At 64.0% G+C, this 16,875-nt stretch carries 10 protein-coding genes; 5 read left to right on the top strand and 5 right to left on the bottom strand.

Features of this window, described 5'->3' with window-relative positions; genetic code table 11:
- Positions 1 to 289: 289 nt before the first annotated feature.
- On the bottom strand, positions 290 to 2,083 hold the full coding sequence (phaC, locus tag QZT63_RS18065) for a class I poly(R)-hydroxyalkanoic acid synthase (protein WP_290653174.1): 1,794 nt from the start codon (positions 2,081 to 2,083) through the stop codon (positions 290 to 292).
- Between the two features lie 316 nt (positions 2,084 to 2,399).
- Here phaC and QZT63_RS18070 point away from each other — a divergent pair, with 316 nt between their 5' ends.
- Both QZT63_RS18070 and egtD read left to right on the top strand, forming a co-directional pair.
- The gene (locus tag QZT63_RS18070; protein ID WP_290653175.1) at positions 2,400 to 3,158 is read left to right on the top strand and encodes a class I SAM-dependent methyltransferase; all 759 of its coding nucleotides are present in this window, start codon (positions 2,400 to 2,402) and stop codon (positions 3,156 to 3,158) included.
- Between the two features lie 186 nt (positions 3,159 to 3,344).
- Positions 3,345 to 4,313 carry an L-histidine N(alpha)-methyltransferase gene (gene egtD, locus QZT63_RS18075; RefSeq protein WP_290653177.1) on the top strand — a complete coding sequence of 323 codons (969 nt, stop codon included), beginning with the start codon at positions 3,345 to 3,347 and terminating at the stop codon, positions 4,311 to 4,313.
- Between the two features lie 128 nt (positions 4,314 to 4,441).
- Here egtD and QZT63_RS18080 read toward each other — a convergent pair whose 3' ends face one another.
- From QZT63_RS18080 to QZT63_RS18090, 3 genes are all read right to left on the bottom strand, one after another.
- A complete protein-coding gene (locus tag QZT63_RS18080; protein ID WP_290653178.1) occupies positions 4,442 to 6,529 on the bottom strand; it encodes a 3-hydroxyacyl-CoA dehydrogenase NAD-binding domain-containing protein in 2,088 nt (695 codons plus the stop codon).
- Positions 6,530 to 6,568: 39 nt separating this feature from the next.
- Positions 6,569 to 8,029: an NAD-dependent succinate-semialdehyde dehydrogenase gene (locus QZT63_RS18085; RefSeq protein WP_290653180.1), complete on the bottom strand. Its 1,461-nt coding sequence runs from the start codon at positions 8,027 to 8,029 to the stop codon at positions 6,569 to 6,571.
- Positions 8,030 to 8,693: 664 nt separating this feature from the next.
- On the bottom strand, positions 8,694 to 9,485 hold the full coding sequence (locus QZT63_RS18090; RefSeq protein ID WP_290653181.1) for an alpha/beta hydrolase: 792 nt from the start codon (positions 9,483 to 9,485) through the stop codon (positions 8,694 to 8,696).
- 661 nt (positions 9,486 to 10,146) lie between these two features.
- Here QZT63_RS18090 and QZT63_RS18095 point away from each other — a divergent pair.
- The 3 genes from QZT63_RS18095 (at position 10,147) to QZT63_RS18105 (ending at position 14,157) form a co-directional block, all read left to right on the top strand.
- A complete protein-coding gene (locus tag QZT63_RS18095; protein WP_290653182.1) occupies positions 10,147 to 12,723 on the top strand; it encodes a copper-translocating P-type ATPase in 2,577 nt (858 codons plus the stop codon).
- A 48-nt stretch (positions 12,724 to 12,771) separates the two neighbouring features.
- Positions 12,772 to 13,164 (top strand): Cu(I)-responsive transcriptional regulator, encoded by a 393-nt coding sequence (gene cueR / locus QZT63_RS18100; RefSeq protein ID WP_290653183.1) that lies wholly within the window; start codon positions 12,772 to 12,774, stop codon positions 13,162 to 13,164.
- A 63-nt stretch (positions 13,165 to 13,227) separates the two neighbouring features.
- Positions 13,228 to 14,157 carry an alpha/beta hydrolase gene (locus QZT63_RS18105; RefSeq protein ID WP_290653185.1) on the top strand — a complete coding sequence of 310 codons (930 nt, stop codon included), beginning with the start codon at positions 13,228 to 13,230 and terminating at the stop codon, positions 14,155 to 14,157.
- On the opposite strand, the gene QZT63_RS18110 is transcribed toward QZT63_RS18105, so the two are convergent.
- Positions 14,134 to 16,653: a heavy metal translocating P-type ATPase gene (locus QZT63_RS18110; protein ID WP_290653184.1), complete on the bottom strand. Its 2,520-nt coding sequence runs from the start codon at positions 16,651 to 16,653 to the stop codon at positions 14,134 to 14,136. The genes QZT63_RS18105 and QZT63_RS18110 overlap by 24 nt on opposite strands.
- Positions 16,654 to 16,875: the final 222 nt, after the last annotated feature.

Here is a 16,875-nt window from a genome sequence, read left to right on the forward strand (position 1 = left end):
AACACCGATGCGCGGCCGGACAGGCGCTCCCGGAGGGCTTGCCGGGGCGCCTCCGAGGCGGTGTTGCCGGTCCTCGCCGTAGGGGCCGCTACGCCTTCGGCCCGGCGCCTAGCCTCGAAGGCGCACCGACAAGCAAAAGATAACGAATTTCGGTTACAGGACACTCTCAGGGAAGCGACGGGTTGGCGGAGTATGCCAATGATGTGTTCAAGGAAACGCTGAACCACCCCCGGATGTTGCGCGCTCAGCGTCTACCCAGGGGCCGACCGCACCCCTTGGCTGCGCGGCATCAAGCCCCTTCCAGAACGTAGCGACCCGGAGCGTCCTCAATCGGGCTGAGTTTGCCGTCGCCGGGCTGGCGTGCCGGCACCCGGGCACCGGCATGCTGAACCAGCCAGCGGTTCCATTCTGGCCACCAGGAGCCGGGGGTGCGGATAGCCGCATCCCGCCACTGCGCTCCCGACTCGGGTGTCTCCTCGCTGGTCCAATAGCCGTATTTCTCCCGCGCCGGAGGATTAACGATCCCGGCAATGTGACCGGACCCCACGAGAATGAAACGGGTCGGACCGCTGATCAGGTGGACACCGCGATAGCAGGTCTCCCATGGGACGATATGGTCTTCGTCGGCGGCAATAAAGCATTTGGGCAGGTTGGCGCGGCCGAGGTCAATGGGAACGCCGCCCAGCTCGATACCACCCGGATCCTTCAGCCGGTTTTCCTGGTACATGTTGCGCAGGTAAAACATATGCATGCGCGCCGGCATGTTCGTGCAATCCTGGTTCCAATAGAGCAGATCGAACGGAAACGGATCGTCGCCTTTGAGGTAGTTATGGATAAAGAACGACCAGATCAGATCGTTGGCGCGAAGCGTCGACATGGTCGTCGCCATGGCGGCCCCTTCCAGGTAGCCCCGGCTGTCCATGCGCCGCTCGAGATTCTGGAGCTGCTCTTCGTCGATGAACACCTCCAGCTCCCCGGGTTCGCTGAAGTCAAGCATTGTCGTGAAAAAGGAGATGCTGTTGATGCGCGTGTCATTCTGCGCTGCCATGTAACCCAGCGTCGCCCCCATGAGCGTGCCACCGAGACAGTAGCCGACAACGTTAACGGCTTTCTCGCCGGTCGCCTGCTCGATCGCATCGAGCGCCGCGAGCGGCCCCTCGAACATATAGTCCGCGAAGTCCTTGCCTGCGTAGTCGCTGCTGGGGTTTTTCCAGGAGATGACGAATACCGTGTGCCCCTGATCCACCATATAGTTGATCAGGGAATTCTTTGGCTGCAGGTCCAGTATGTAGTATTTGTTGATCCACGGTGGCACGAACAGCAGCGGCCGCTGGTAGACTTCATGGGTCGTGGGCGCGAACTGAATGAGCTGGATCAGATCGTTCTCGTAGAGCACCTTGCCCGGTGTGATCGCCAAATTCTGGCCCACCGTGAAGGCCTCGGTATCGGTCATGCTGATACGAAGCTTCCCATCCTTGGCAGACAGGTCATCGAGCAGGTGCTGCAGCCCGCGCAACAGATTCCAGCCGCCCGTCTCCACGGTCTTCTGCAAAACTTCCGGGTTGGTGGCAATAAAGTTGGTGGGCGACATCGCATCCACAAACCGCCGTGTGTGGAAATCGACCTTGCGCGCGGTCCGATCGTCCAGCCCCCCCACGTTACGCACCGTGGAATGGATGTAGTCCGCGGCCAACAGGTAAGACTGCTTGATGAAGTCAAACAGCGGGCTTTCTTCCCAGGCCGCGTGCCGGAAGCGCGCGTCCGCCTTGCGGGGCTCGATCACGGGCTCATGGTCCTGGCCCCAAATCCGCAGAGTCGTGCTGTTAACCAGCTGGACGTATTCCTGCCAGAAAGCAATCTGCGCCTGAGCCAGGTGCATGGGATTTGACGCCATGCGTGTCGCGAGCTGCTGGAACAGGCCCCCCAGATGCATTGCGTCGTCCATGTCGATGTGATGCAGGGACTGCTCCCGGTTGACAAACTCATTGACCAGCACCTGGCTGCGCGAGGCGATCTTCACCAGCGCGAAGGAGAACGCTTCGGCATCAATCACTGGAGATTCGGCAGACTGTTTGTTGACCATGTCCGTCTTTCCTCGGCATTCAGAATCAGCTCATGCTGCCGGCTCGTGCCTCACCACACCCGATATTCGGGGGCGAGCACACGCATTAACGCGGCCGCGCGCATAGCGCGAGACCGTGAGCCAATGACAACGGCGCACTCAACAGGCCCAGACCCATCCTCAGTCGAGCCCCGGTATTATGGCGCGGGGGGGGCACCCCGGTCGCCACTGCACGCGCGCTATGGTACGGCAGTAGGAGGGCCGCCTCAACTGGAAGCATTGCCGGAAGGCATATCAAGGTCCTGATTTGGAAAACATTTCTACGCCTAAGCGACACATGCCGCAACCGTGCCACGTGGCGGCGCCAGACGAAGCGGCTGCCCATGCGGTCTCTCGGCGCTGGGACCTCCCGCTGGCCACATCGGCGACACCGCCAGGCCTTCGCCTTTGGGTCAGGGACGGCGAGATCGTCCTCGGTGATAGCCGCAGCGGCGCGCCAGGCCCTATTCGTGTGGATTTCCTGGAGCCGGCGATGCAGCGCCGTCTGCGGCAGGCCGGGGCCTCGCGGGAACCCCTGGCACGCGCCGTTGGCGCCCGCCGGGGGGCGCGACCCACCATTCTGGACGCCACCGCCGGCCTTGCCCAGGATGCCGCCGTGCTCGCCGCCCTGGGCTGTCAGGTGACTCTGGTGGAAATCTCCCCGGTGGTCGGCGCCCTGCTGGAGGATGGGCTCAGGCGCGCGGCCGCTGACAGCCGCACACGCGAGATGAGCACGCGCCTGATCCTAATCAACGCCGATAGCGTGCCGTACCTGCGACGCCTCGCAGAGGAACAGCGCCCGGATGTGGTGTACCTGGACCCCATGTATCCGCACCCGCGCGGCAGCGCCAGATCCGGCAAGGCCATGCAGCACCTGCAGGCGCTGCTCGGCCCCCCGCCGGACACGGTTGGGCTACTGGACGCCGCGATGGCGGCGGCCAAACGGCGTGTAGTGGTCAAGCGTCGGCGCCGCGCGCCGGCGCTGCCAGGGCCCGCACCCGATCTCACCCACAGCGGCAGCAGCACGCGCTTCGATGTCTACCTGCGAACGCCATAACGGCTGACCCCGCGGCACACTCGACTTTCACCTCGAGCATCCGTCGTCGCCACAGCAAAGCGACGCCACCGGGCAGCGGACTTTACCCTCGCAGGCCAACTGGGTAGGCTGAGCGCGACTCTCTTTACACGGCCCGCGAACCCGCGAATGGGCCTCCAGCGGCCACTCCCCGAGGACACCTGTGACGTGACCACAGCCGACGACGACCTGCCAGCTGCCTCCAGACAGATGACCTCGTCATTCCTCACAGACGTCCTAACCGGACTGTCAGCGCCCCTCAAGCAGGTTCCGCCCAAGTATTTCTACGACGAGGCGGGCTCGCACCTATTCGATCGGATCTGTGAACTGCCGGAGTACTACGTCACCCGCACCGAACTGGGCATTTTGCAGGACTCGGCGGCGGACATGGCCCAGGCACTCGGGCCGGGCGTGCTGCTGATAGAGCCCGGCAGCGGCAATAGCGCCAAGATAAGCCTGCTGCTTGCGCAGCTGCAGGATCCGGTGGGCTACGTACCAGTGGAGATCTCCGGTGAGCACATGCTGGCAAGCCTTGAGGCGGTGCGCGCGCAGTTCCCGGACCTGGAAATCCTACCGGTGTGCGACGACTTTACGGCGCCTTTTACGGTACCGACGTCAAGCCGAGCGCCTAGCCGGCGCGTGGTATTCTTCCCTGGCTCCACCCTCGGCAACTTCCCCCCGCACGACGCAGTTGAGCTGCTGCGCAGTTTCCACGAGGTGGCCGGGCCGGACGGCGCGCTACTACTCGGGGCGGACCTGCGCAAGGCCCCGGAGATCGTCCTGCCCGCCTACGATGACAGCGCCGGGGTGACCGCCGCTTTCAACCGCAATCTGCTCGTGCGCATGCAGCGCGAGCTGGGAGCGGACCTGGACGCCGACGCGTTCCGCCACCAGGCCGTATGGAACGACGCCGAGAGTCGCATCGAGATGCATCTGGTGAGCACAGCGGCGCAGACGATCCGCGTGGGGGGACAGTGCTTCGAATTCGCGGCGGAGGAGCCTATTGTCACCGAGTACAGCTACAAGTACACCCGGGAGCGGCTCGCCGGTTTGGCTACCGAGGCCGGTTTTCGCGTCGCGCAGGTGTGGACGGACGCGCGGGAGTGGTTCAGCGTGCAGTTGCTCACCCGAAATTGAGATGCGGCAACGACGCCGGACGGCCGTCGATGAGCCACGCCGGGTCATTCGACGGCCGTCCGTGAGATGAGCGCAGCGTCAGCGCTCATCACGTGCCAACTGCGTGGAAGGCTTAGCGTTGACGACCCTTACTGGTCGTGGAAGCCCTTGCCCTCATTCGCCAGCCGCTCAAGCAGGGCGGCCGGCTTCCACTGATCACCGCCCAGGTCCTTGTGAAACTGCTGCACCCGCCCGTGGATCTCCTTCAGGCCCACTTCGTCCGCCCAGAACATGGTGCCACCACGATAGACCGGGAAGCCGTAGCCGTAGATCCAGATGATGTCGATATCCAGCGCCCGGGCAGCAATGCCCTCCTCAAGGATCTTGGCGCCCTCGTTCACCATCACGTACATGCAGCGCTCGAGGATTTCCTGGTCCGAGACCTCCCTCGTGGTGACCTCCTTTTCCTTCCGGTAGGCCTCGATGACCTTGTCCGCCTCCGGATCGGGCTTCGGCGTGCGATCCCCCTCCTCGTAGCGGTAGACACCGGCCATGGTCTTCTGTCCGTAGCGACCGTCGGCGGCCAGCTTGTCCAGCCAGTTCATTTCCTGGGCGTCCGGGTCACCGGCCTTACGGCGCTCCTCGCGGATACGATAACCGACGTCCAGGCCGGCCAGGTCGGACATGGCGAATGGCCCCATTGGAAAGCCGAGGTCGTAGATCACCTTGTCCACCTGCTGCGGGCTCGCGCCCTCGGTAACCAGGTCCACGGCCTCGGCCTGGCGCTTGTGCAGCATGCGGTTGCCCACGAAGCCGTCGCACACACCAACGCAGACACCGACCTTGCCGATGCGCTTGGAGATATCCATGACCGTGGCGACCACCTCGTCAGCGGTCTTCTCACCGCGGACGTTCTCCAGTAGTTTCATGACGTTGGCCGGGCTGAAGAAGTGCATGCCCATGACGTCTTGCGGCCGGCTGGTAAACTCGGCGATTTTATTTACATCCAGCGTGGACGTATTGGTCGCCAGCATGGCGCCCGGCTTGCACACGCGATCCAGGGTTCCAAAGACATCCTTTTTGACCTCCATACTCTCGAAGACCGCCTCGATCACCAGGTCGACATCCTTGAAATCGTCGTAATCAAGGGTGGGGGTGACCAGGCTCATTCGCTTCTCCACGTCGTCCATGGAGATTCGGCCCTTTTTCGCCGTGTTCTCATAGTTTTTGCGAATGATCGCGATCCCCTTATCCAGGGCGTCCTGCTTGACCTCCTTGATTACCACCGGAATGCCGACATTAACAAAGTTCATGGCGATCCCGCCGCCCATGGTGCCGGCGCCCACGATACCCACGGACTTAATGTCGCGTTTGGGGGTGTCTTTGTCGACGCCGGGGACCTTGGCCACTTCACGCTCGGCGAAGAACACATGCCGCTGCGCCCGGGACTGGGACGACTCCATGAGTTCCTGGAACAACTCCCGCTCGCGCTTGAGCCCGTCCCGAAACGGCAGTTCCACGGCGGCGTTCACCGCCTTGACGCAATGGAACGGCGCCAGGAAGCCCCGTGCCTTCTTCTGCAGCCCCTTCTCGAAATCTTCGAAGACGGTGGCGGATTCGGCCTTGGCCTCCATGTCGCAGATGCGGCGCCGCGGCGCGCCGTCGGCGACGAGCTTGTTCGCATAGGCAATGGCCTCGCTCTCCAGATCGTCGCCAATCACGGCGTCGATGATACCCATCTCCTTGGCCTTGGGCGCCTTCACTGGGTTACCGCTGGTGATGACCTCCAGGGCGCCCTGGGGGCCGATCAGGCGCGGCAGGCGCTGTGTGCCGCCGGCACCAGGCAGCAGGCCGAGTTTGACTTCCGGCAGGCCCACGGCGCCGGATTTCACGGCCACGCGGTAGTCGCATCCCAGGGCCAATTCCAGGCCGCCGCCCAGCGCGGTGCCGTGGATCGCGGCCACCACGAGCTTATCGCTGTTCTCGTAGGCGTCGATCACGTCGCCCAGGTTTGGGTCCTGCGGCGGTTTACCGAATTCGCGGATATCCGCGCCGGCGGGGAAGGTTCGCCCGGCGCCCATGACCACCAAGGCCTGGGCGCCGGCGTCGGCCAGCCCCTTGTCCAGGCACTCCTTGAGGCCGGCGCGCACGGCTTGGCCCAAGGCGTTTACGGGAGGGTTGTTGACGGTGATGACACCGACACCGTCCTTGAGTTGATAGCTGACTGCGTCGCTCATGGTTCCTCCTTATTGCTTGTCATGGCCTGGTTGCGGCGATCAAAGACCGCCCATGCACAGGAATTTGGTCTCCAGATACTCCTCGATGCCGTACTTCGAACCCTCACGGCCAATGCCGGATTCCTTGAAGCCGCCAAAGGGCATGCCCTCGTGGACGAAACGGGCGGTGTTGCAGGCGACCATGCCGTATTCCAGCGCCTCGCCCACACGCCACATGCGGCCAGCATCCCGGGTGAAGAAGTACGAAGCCAAGCCATAGGGCGTGTCGTTGGCTAGGCGCACGGCTTCTTCCTCGGAGCTGAAGCGGTAGACCGGCGCCACCGGCCCGAAGATTTCGTTGCCGAAGCAGGCCATGTCCGGGTTCACGTCGGCGAGCACGGTGGGCTGATAGAAGGTGCGCCCCAGTTCGTGACGCTGCCCGCCACGCACCGGGGTGGCGCCGTGGTGCAGCGCATCGCTGACCAGGCTCTCCACTTTTTGCAATCCCTTGTCATTGATCAGTGGGCCGGTGGTCACCCCCTTCTCGGCACCGTTGCCGACATTCAGCTGGTCCACCGCGGCGGTGAACTTGTCCATAAAGGCATCATAGACCTTCTCGTGGACCATCAAGCGGTTGACGCAGATGCAGGTCTGGCCGCTGTTGATGAACTTCATCATGGTGGCGGCCTGCACGGCGGCGTCGAGATCCGCGTCCTCAAAGACGAGGAACGGGGCATTACCACCCAGTTCCAGGCTGATCTTCTTTACCGTGTCGGAGGCCTGGCTCATGAGCAGCTTGCCCACAGCCGTCGAGCCCGTAAACGACAGCTTCCGGACCTTGGAATTGGTGGCAAGCTCACCACCCACCTCCGCCCCATGGCTTGCGGTAATCACATTCACCACCCCGGCGGGAATCCCGGCCCGATAGGCCAGTTCCGCGAGCGCCAGGGCCGAGAGCGGCGTGTCCTCGGCAGGTTTGATCACCACCGGGCAGCCTGCGGCCAGGGCCGGCGAGACCTTGCGGGTGATCATGGACGACGGGAAATTCCAGGGCGTGATGGCGCCCACGACGCCCACGGGCTGCTTAAGCACGAGTTCGCGCTGTCCCGGACCCTGGGGCGGCAGCAGGTCACCGTCGATGCGCTTGGCTTCCTCGGCAAACCATTCCACATATGCAGCACCCCCCAGGACCTCCCCCCTTGCCTCAGCATGGGGCTTTCCTTGCTCGGCGGTCAGCAACCGGCCAAGATCGTCGGCATGCTCGGTGATCAGGTCATACCACTTGCGTAACAGCTTCGAGCGCTTGCGAGCGGGCATGGCACGCCATTCGGGAAAGGCCTCCTCCGCCGCCGCGATGGCCTGCCGGGCATCCACCGCCGTCATATCCGGCACAGTGCCGAGGGCCTCACCGGTGGCCGGGTTAATCACCGGGAACGTGGCGCCTGCGCCGGCGGGGGCCCATTCACCACCGACGTACGCCTGACTCTTGAGCAGTTGGGAATCGTTCAACGAGGGACTCACGGCCGTTCCTCCTCAGCCTTGGATGCCCACTTATGGGGCCGGGGTCCATTGCGCCAGGGCGTTTTACGCCGCTGGTCGCGTTTTCGGAATGGCGTTTCATTTCTGACGCAGAAGCCTAGCATCTATTGGGGGGCAAGTGGCGAACAGAGTCGCTGGGTACAGGCCGCACCATCGCGCTTTTGGGCATGATGCGGGACAACACCACGACGAAGACAGCCCGGGCACGCGGCCGGCTTGCGGACACCACACGCCGGCACACGGGTGGGCACCAGTGCGCGCAAGGTCCAATGGGCTGCAGCGCAGAGGCTACGGATATAGGGGTGCGAGGGAACAGATACCTCGGCAACTCGGGATCGCCTGCCTCGGTTTGCGTGGGTGGCAGGCTCGGTCGGGTGATGAAAAGGCGGCGGGACCAGGTGGTGACGTACCCGGCCCCGCCTAACCACGACGACCCTACTGTCCTTGGAGTGGGCCATCATGGCTGGAACGGAGCCTACCAAGGCACGGCACCTGCCCGATGAGACAGATCGCACATTAAAGACAAATGCGGTTGCAGCCGGCTGTATCTGGCCGCGCCCGCTGCACCGAATTTCGACAACAGCGCCTGGACGAACACGGAGCACAGTGCGTTCGGGTCAGCTGATGACCTCGCCCAGCCTTCTCCTCATGCCTGTCGCGCAAGGAACGCCTTAACCGTGTTAATCACGGTGGCTTCCTGCTCGCGGTGAGGGACGTGCCCGCAGTTCGGGAGGATCTCGGCCACAGCGCGACCTGCCGTCAGGGAAGCAATGCGCTCGGGGTGTAAGACCGAACCGTATTCGTCCTGTTCTCCATGAATGACGAGAACAGGGCAGCGCACAAGCGGCAGGTACGCGTCCAGGTTCCAGTGCCGGAAGCCGTCGGAGAGCCAGGTATCCACCCATGCGCTCAGCACCCACGCCGCCTTATCGCCGTGGTACTTCTTCAGCCGTTCAAGCTGTCCCTCCTGCATGAACTCCTGCCAGGCTTCGCGGATGCCTTCGAGCGTACGCTCCTCAACGAATGCCTGAGCCGATTCGGTGACCAGGGCACAACAACGCGCAGGGTATGTGGCCGCGCATACGGCGGCCATGCTGCCCCCCACGCTATGTCCGAACGCAACGAAGTGGCCCAACCCCAGGTGATCACACACAGCCGAAAATGGACCGCTCGCTTCCTCGCTGACGAAATCGAGGCCGAGCGCGCCCGGATATGGATCAGATTGTCCAAAGCCCAGCCGGTCATAGGCGATAACCCTTCCCCCGGTCGCCAGTGCAAGCCGTTCCGGGAAATCCCGCCAAAGCTCAACGCACCCCAGAGAGTCATGGAGAAGAATGATCGACACGTCCTCGGCGCTGCTTTCATCGCCGGCGCCCCAGATCTTTACAAAGACTCGACCCTGAGGGATGTTTACCCAATCTTCCTTCACAGTCGCCACCGACTGTCTCCTCTCTAATGGCCCAACGGCTGTAGTCTAACCTTGACTGCATGCTGCCCAAGCGCTCGTTCGCCACCTTGCCGCGGAATGACCGCTCAGGTTCACCAGACATACGGTCACAGGGTGTATTCATACGAGTGCCGCTGGAAGAGGGGTGACGGCCCGAATGCGCTTCTTCCTGTAAGAGCCGGATCTTGAAGGGGTCGCGACCCAGCACGTCGTCATCGGCGGCGGGTTGGTGGGCATGTTCCGGGTGCGCGGCTGAGTGACTACACGATGACTGGAACTACCATGAGAAACTTGACTCTGACGATCATTGCTGCCGGCGACCTGCAGGCCGCTGGCCTCGCCGATGCCGATCACGACGAGCTGGAAGTAGAATCAGGGTCCCATTTGGAACCCCTTGGCGCCGACCTTGGCGCGCCCGATAGTCAACGCTTTGCGCAGCGTCATGCTCGTCCAGGGCCCGGGCTCCTTGCACTCTTGGATGGCTTGGGCGGCCGTCACAGGGGCCTCTCCACGCCCCGGAAGACAGCGCAGACATGCGCTCAGCCATCGCAAGCTTACCCGGTGGCAAACATGGGGTGATGCATCGCCCTTGACCTTCCTACAACGGGAAGGTTTATGCTCGACTCAGGCTTGAGGACGAAGGGGTCCACCCATGACCACGAACGGCCATTCAGAGACGGTATTCCGGCTTGATGAGCGCAAGGCTGGAAGTCATGCGACGCACTCGACCTATACCCTGGGGATTGACGGCATGAGCTGCGCGTCCTGTGTCGGGCGGGTCGAGAAGGCCATACGCGCGGTCCCTGGTGTTGCCGAGGTTTCGGTGAACCTCGCCACGGAACGTGCGCAAGTTGTCTTCGGGGCCGATCAGGTGAATATCACCGGCGTTGCCGACGCCATCAGCCAGGCCGGCTATGAGCCCCGGGTCGAAACCCTGCAACTCGCCGTCCGGGGGATGAACTGCGGGTCATGCGTGAGCCGCGTCGAGGGCGCCTTGCGGGATGTCCCCGGTGTACTGGAGGCCACCGCCAACCTTGCGGCAGAGGCGGCCACCCTGCGCGTGATCCCGGGCGCCGTGACCAACGCCGACCTAATCGACGCCCTGGAGCGGTCGGGCTACGAGGCCGACGTGCGGCGCGACACCGGCGCTGATCGGCACCAACAGCACGAAGCGGTCCGGGACCAGGAAGCGCATCGCCTCAAGCGCGCGGTGGGCATCGCCGCCGTGTTCACCGTACCCATTGTCATACTGGACATGGGTGGGCACTTCATTCCGGCGATGCATCACCTGCTGCAGCAGACTATCGGTCAGCAGAACCTGTTCTATCTGTTTTTCGTGCTGGCCAGCATCGTGCAGTTCGGGCCGGGGCTGCGTTTCTACCGGCTAGGCTGGCCAGCGCTTGTGCGGGGCTACCCGGACATGAACTCACTGGTCATGCTGGGCACCAGTGCCGCGTGGGGCTATTCGGTGGTAGCGACCTTTCTTCCCCAGGTGCTGCCGGCGGGCACCGTGCATGTCTACTTCGAGGCCTCGGCCGTAATTATCACGCTGATCCTCATGGGGCGTTATCTCGAAGCCATTGCCAAGGGCCGCACCGGCGAAGCGATCAAGCGCCTGTTGAGCCTTCAGGCAAAGACCGCCCGGGTAATCCGCGAAGGCCAGGAAATGGAGATCGGCGTCGACGAGGTGGTCGTGGGCGACGTGGTGGTCGTGCGGCCCGGGGAGAAGATCCCGGTCGACGGCGAGGTGGTCGATGGCAGTACCTATATCGACGAAGCCATGATCACCGGTGAGCCCATCCCCGTGTTTAAGGAGCACGGCGCAGAAGTGATCGGCGGCACAATCAACAAGACCGGTAGCCTCAGGTTTCGGGCCACAAAGGTCGGCGCCGACACGCTGCTTGCCCAGATCGTACGCATGGTCGAACAGGCCCAGGGCGCCAAACTACCGATTCAGGCCCTGGTGGACCGTTTCACCAACTATTTTGTGCCGGTTGTTATCGCGATCGCCGTGCTCACCGTCGGCGTCTGGCTGACCGTCGGCCCCGCGCCTGCCCTGACATTCGCGCTGGTGAATGCGGTGGCGGTCCTCATCATCGCCTGCCCGTGTGCCATGGGTCTGGCGACCCCCACCTCCATCATGGTCGGTACCGGCAAGGCGGCAGAGCTGGGCGTGCTTTTCCGTAAAGGCGAAGCGCTGCAGAGCCTTCGCAATGCAGAGATCATTGCGCTGGACAAGACCGGCACGTTGACCCTGGGACGCCCTGAGCTCACGGATTTCGAGACGGACCACGGCCTGGACACAACCGAGGTCCTGGGGCTTATCGCATCGGCCGAACAGCGCTCGGAACACCCAATCGCCCAGGCGGTAGTGAGTGGCGCCAGGGCCCGCGGCGCCGCCCTCACCGAGTGCGATGCCTTTGAAGCCCAACCCGGGCGAGGCATTACCGCGCGCGTCAATGGCCACTTCGTTTACGTGGGTTCCAGGCGTTACATGGAGGAGCTTGGGCTGAGGACGGAGACGTTCATGAGCACGGTGGAGCGACTGTCGGATGAGGGCAAAACGCCGCTGTATGCAGCGATCGACGGGCAACTGGCTGCTGTCGTTGCCGTGGCAGATCCGATCAAGGCGTCCACGCCGGCGGCCATCGAGGCATTGCATCACGAGGGGCTGCGCGTCGCCATGATCACCGGCGACAACCATCGCACGGCACAGGCCATCGCCCGGAAACTCGGGATTGATGATGTGGTGGCGGAGGTCCTTCCCGCCGGTAAGGTGGATGCGGTCAAGCGCTTGCAGCAAAGCGGTAGAGTCGCCTTCGTGGGTGACGGCATCAACGACGCGCCGGCGCTTGCCCAGGCGGACGTGGGCCTTGCCATCGGCACAGGCACCGACATTGCCATCGAATCGGCGGATGTCGTGCTGATGTCCGGTGATCTGCGCAACGTACCCAATGCCATTGCCCTGTCCCGGGCGACGATCCGTAACATCAAGCAGAATCTGTTCTGGGCGTTTGCCTACAACACGAGTTTAATTCCCGTCGCCGCAGGAGTCCTCTACCCGGCGATGGGGATCCTGCTCTCGCCGATCTTCGCAGCGGTGGCTATGGCGGCGTCTAGCGTGTGCGTACTGAGCAACGCCCTGCGACTCAAGCGTTTTCAGCCGCCCATGGTGGTGGACGCCGACACGGACAGGGCACCGGGCGAAGGCGTACCCCGTGCCGCCTGAGGCACACGGCCTGTGACACCGGGCAGTTGAACGGACCAGGAGGACCCCATGAATATTGGCGAGGCGGCCCGTGAATCCGGAGTCAATGCCAAGATGATTCGCTACTACGAGCGCACCGGCCTGGTACCGGTGGCACAGCGTAGCGAGAACGGTTACCGCGTCTACTCCGAGCCGGATGTGCATACCCTGCGTTTCATCAAACGCGCCCGCGATCTCGGGTTCTCCGTCGCGCAGATCGAACAGCTCGTCCAGCTCTGGCAGGATCAGGACCGCTCCAGCGCCGAGGTCAAACGGGTTGCGCTGGAGCACATCCGCGAGCTCCAGCAGAAAATCACCGAGCTCGAGGCCATGAAACGCACGCTGGAGCACCTGGCCGAACACTGCCACGGCGACCATCGGCCGGAGTGCCCGATTATCGACGACCTCGCGGGCTCGCTCTGAGTCTCCGCTATCCGGCCCCCGTCGAGGTCATAGCTGAACTCGATGGGGCCTACAGTGAATGCGATGCGATATCCGTTTGTCGTCTGCCTGCTTAGCCTGGCGCTGACCGCCTGTCAGAGCCTGGGGGTCGGTGACAGCAACCGCGAACATCTGGTCAGCCGTTACAGCGACGAACACGCGCGCTTCATCGAGGTAGAGGGAGTACGCGTGCACGCCCATGCAGCGGGCGAGGGGCCGGCCGTGCTGATGCTGCATGGGGCGCTGGATTCGCTGCAGGTCTGGGATGGCTGGGCAGCGCATCTCGTCGCCGACTATCACGTGATCCGCATCGACATCCCGCCATTCGGGCTGAGCGATCCGATGCCCGATGGCGATTACGACGCGGATCACTTCATCCCCGTATTCAGCGGCGTGCTCGACGCCTACGGCGTGGATCGAGCGACGGTGGTCGGCAACTCGCTTGGCGGTTATTTGGCCGCTTACTATGCGGCGCACGCGCCGGCGCGCGTGGAGGCGCTGGCGCTGATCAGTCCAGCAGCCTATCCGCAGCCACTGCCTGGTGTGCTGCGCCTGGCGGCGATGCCGGTATTCGGCAGTCTCTTCGAGGTAGCGACGCCGCGCGCGCTGGTGCGCCGGAGCATGCGCTCCATGTACGGCGATCCGCAGCGGCTGAGCGACGATGCCGTGCAACGCCGCTTCGACATGATCCGGGCGCCCGGGAACAGGCAGGCCGCACGAGACGTGATCCGATTGATGGCGGAAATGCGGGATGAGGAGCCCGTATGGATCAGCCGAATCACTCAACCCACGCTGCTGATCTGGGGGGAAGAGGATGCCTGGGTGCCGCCCGAGCTTGCCCAGCGCTGGCTGGATGACCTGGAGGATGGCCGGCTTGTCCTGTACCCGAGCGTCGGCCACCTCGCAATGGAGGAAATCCCGGAGACCTCCGTTGCCGAGTTCCGGCGCTTCCTATCCGTGCTGTTCGAGTGCTGATGTGACACGGAAGCCAAGGCCGTCAATGCTTCTGGCGATATGCTCGGGCGTGGTGGCGGTCGTGTCGTAGTGAACCCGGATGGCTTTCGACTGCGGATCGCCATCCACACGGGTAATTCCGGCATCCATCAGCAGGCCGGCACGAATGGTGTCGACACAGCCCTGGCAGTGCATACCCGATACGGCGAACGCCACCTGCGCCTGCCCGCCGGCATGGTGACCGGTTGCTCCCGTTTCGGTGGCTGAGGCGGCCGGTCTCCCGCCGGCGCGCTGCAGCAGGCGTCCGCCAAAGGAGTTGGCGAGCACCCCCGAGACACTGGCGGCCATGGCGGCCATGGCCCAGGACGGGTGTACCAGGCCGGTGGCCGCCAGGGGCACGCCCACCCCGTTGAAGAAGAAGGCAATCCAGAGATTCTGCACGGTCTTGCGGTAGCTATTGCCGCCGATCCCGATTGCCTCCGGGACGGCGGACAGGCGTCTGCCCATCAGCACCACATCCGCCGACTCGATGGCGACATCCGTGCCGGCGCCGATGGCAATCCCCACGTGCGCCTGCATAAGGGCCGGAGCGTCATTGATGCCGTCACCGACCATGGCAACACGGCTGCCTTGCTCCTGCAGAGCGCGGATGACCGCGACCTTGTCCTGGGGCAGGCACTGCGCATGAACCCCCGTGATGCCCACGGTGCGGGCCACCGCTGCGGTGGTGCGCTGATTGTCGCCGGTGACCAGCACCGTTTCCACGCCGCGCTCCCGAAGCGCTGCGATGGCTTCGGCTGCGTCCTGCTTGATGGTATCGGCAATGGCGAGCACACCGGCAACGCGGTCATCAACGGCGAGCAATACCGTGGTATGACCGGCGGCTTCGTGCGTCTCAAGGCAGGCGCGTGCGGGTGCGGCTGGCAGACCGTGCTCTTCCAGTAGCCGGGGCGTGCCCACCAGAACCAGGCGGTCCTCCACCCGTGCGCGAACGCCTTTGCCTGCCATCGCTTCGAAGTCCGTCGTGGCACGCGCTTCATGGCCCTGGGTCTTGGCAGCCTCGACGATGGCGCGCGCGAGCGGATGCTCCGACGGCGCCTCGGCGCTGGCGGCAAGCCGCAGCACCTCGTCCTCGGTGAACTCCCAAAGTGCATCCGTGGCCACCAGCCGTGGCCTGCCCTCCGTCAGGGTATCGGTCTTGTCGAACACCACGTGGTTGATGTCCTTGAGCACCTGGAAGGCCTCGCCCGAGCGCATCAGAATGCCGCGCTCCGCGGCCATGCCACCGCCGCGGATCAGCGCCAGCGGGGTCGCCATGCCCAGGGCACACGGGTAGCCCATGACCAGCACCGTGACGCCCGCGTAGATGGCGGTGACCCACTGCATGGTTCCGCCCCAGGCCACCGGCGCGAAGCCCCAGAAGAGCAGCGCCAGTGCGGCGATGCCGAGCACCGACGGGACGTAGTAGAGCAACACCCGGTCCACCAGGATGATGATGCCGGGCTTCATGACCTTCGCTTCCTCCACGTGACGCGCCACCGGGCGCAGAAAGCTGTCCTCGCCAACCCGAGTGACCCGTACAACAAGGGTGCCCGTCTGGTTGACGCGGCCGCCGATCACCTCGGCCCCGGATTGCTTGTCCTCCGGGATGGGCTCGCCGGTGACCAAGGACTGGTCCACCACGCTGACGCCGTCTTCCACCACGCCATCCACGGGAATCCGGTCACCGGGGCGTACCCGGACGCGCTCCCCAATCCGTACTTCTTCCACGGGCACCTCGTGCTCCTGCCCGCCCCGGCTCACGCAGGCGGTCTCCGGTTGCAGCGAGAGCAGGCGGCGGACGCTTTCGGACGCCCGGGTGCGCACAATCAGCGCCACGTAACCAGAGAGCAGGTGATAGGTAGTGAGAAACACGGCAACGCCGAAGAAGTCCACGGCCGGAAAGCCGACAAAGCCGTACCAGCCCAGAAACGGGATCGAGGCGCCGAGCAGGCCGCCAGCGTAGCCGCCGATGGCGCCGGCACTGAGCAATACATGCTGATTGGTGATCCCGCGGCGCGCCGCCCCCCAGGCCATACGAATGATGCGCCGCCCGTTCCAGCAGAACACGTACGTCGCCGCCGCCCAGGCCACCCATACATGCCACTCCTGCATCTGCCACAGCCCCAGCCACATGGCACCCATGGCCAGCATCAGGAGGACGGTGAACGTCGCAGCCGAGATCAGGTCGTTGCGCTCCTTGCGCTTGAGCTCCAGTTGCTCGTCGAAGGCGCCCACCTTGCGCGGGTCACGCACCAGGAAGCCAAGCGCGTTCAGGACTCCCTTGATACGTTGCTCGCTGGTCTCCTCAGGCCGATACCGGATCAGCGCCTCCTCATGCGCCAGGGAGACGTGCACCGTTTCCACGCCCTTCTCCCGTCTCAGTCCGCGTTCGATGGCGTTAACGCAGAACGAGCAGCTCATACCGCCGAGCTTGTACTGCAGGCTGGCGAGTTCCGGATTCGCGGCATCCAGCAATTCTAATTATGGCCCAGGGAGTGACGAGAGGCGCTGGACAAAACGCCGCTGCTCTGCTACAACATCGTTGTGATGGAGCAGTGGAAGCTGGCGGTTGATGAGACGCAGCGAGTCGACAACTGACGGGGGCCTGGGTTTCGACGACCTGATCGGCGAGCTGCGCGAGCTCGCCCGGACGTTTCCCGACAAGCGGACCGGGCGCAACACGCGCTTTGCCATGGA

This window comes from Aquisalimonas sp. (assembly GCF_007120195.1).
Lineage (GTDB): Bacteria > Pseudomonadota > Gammaproteobacteria > Nitrococcales > Aquisalimonadaceae > Aquisalimonas.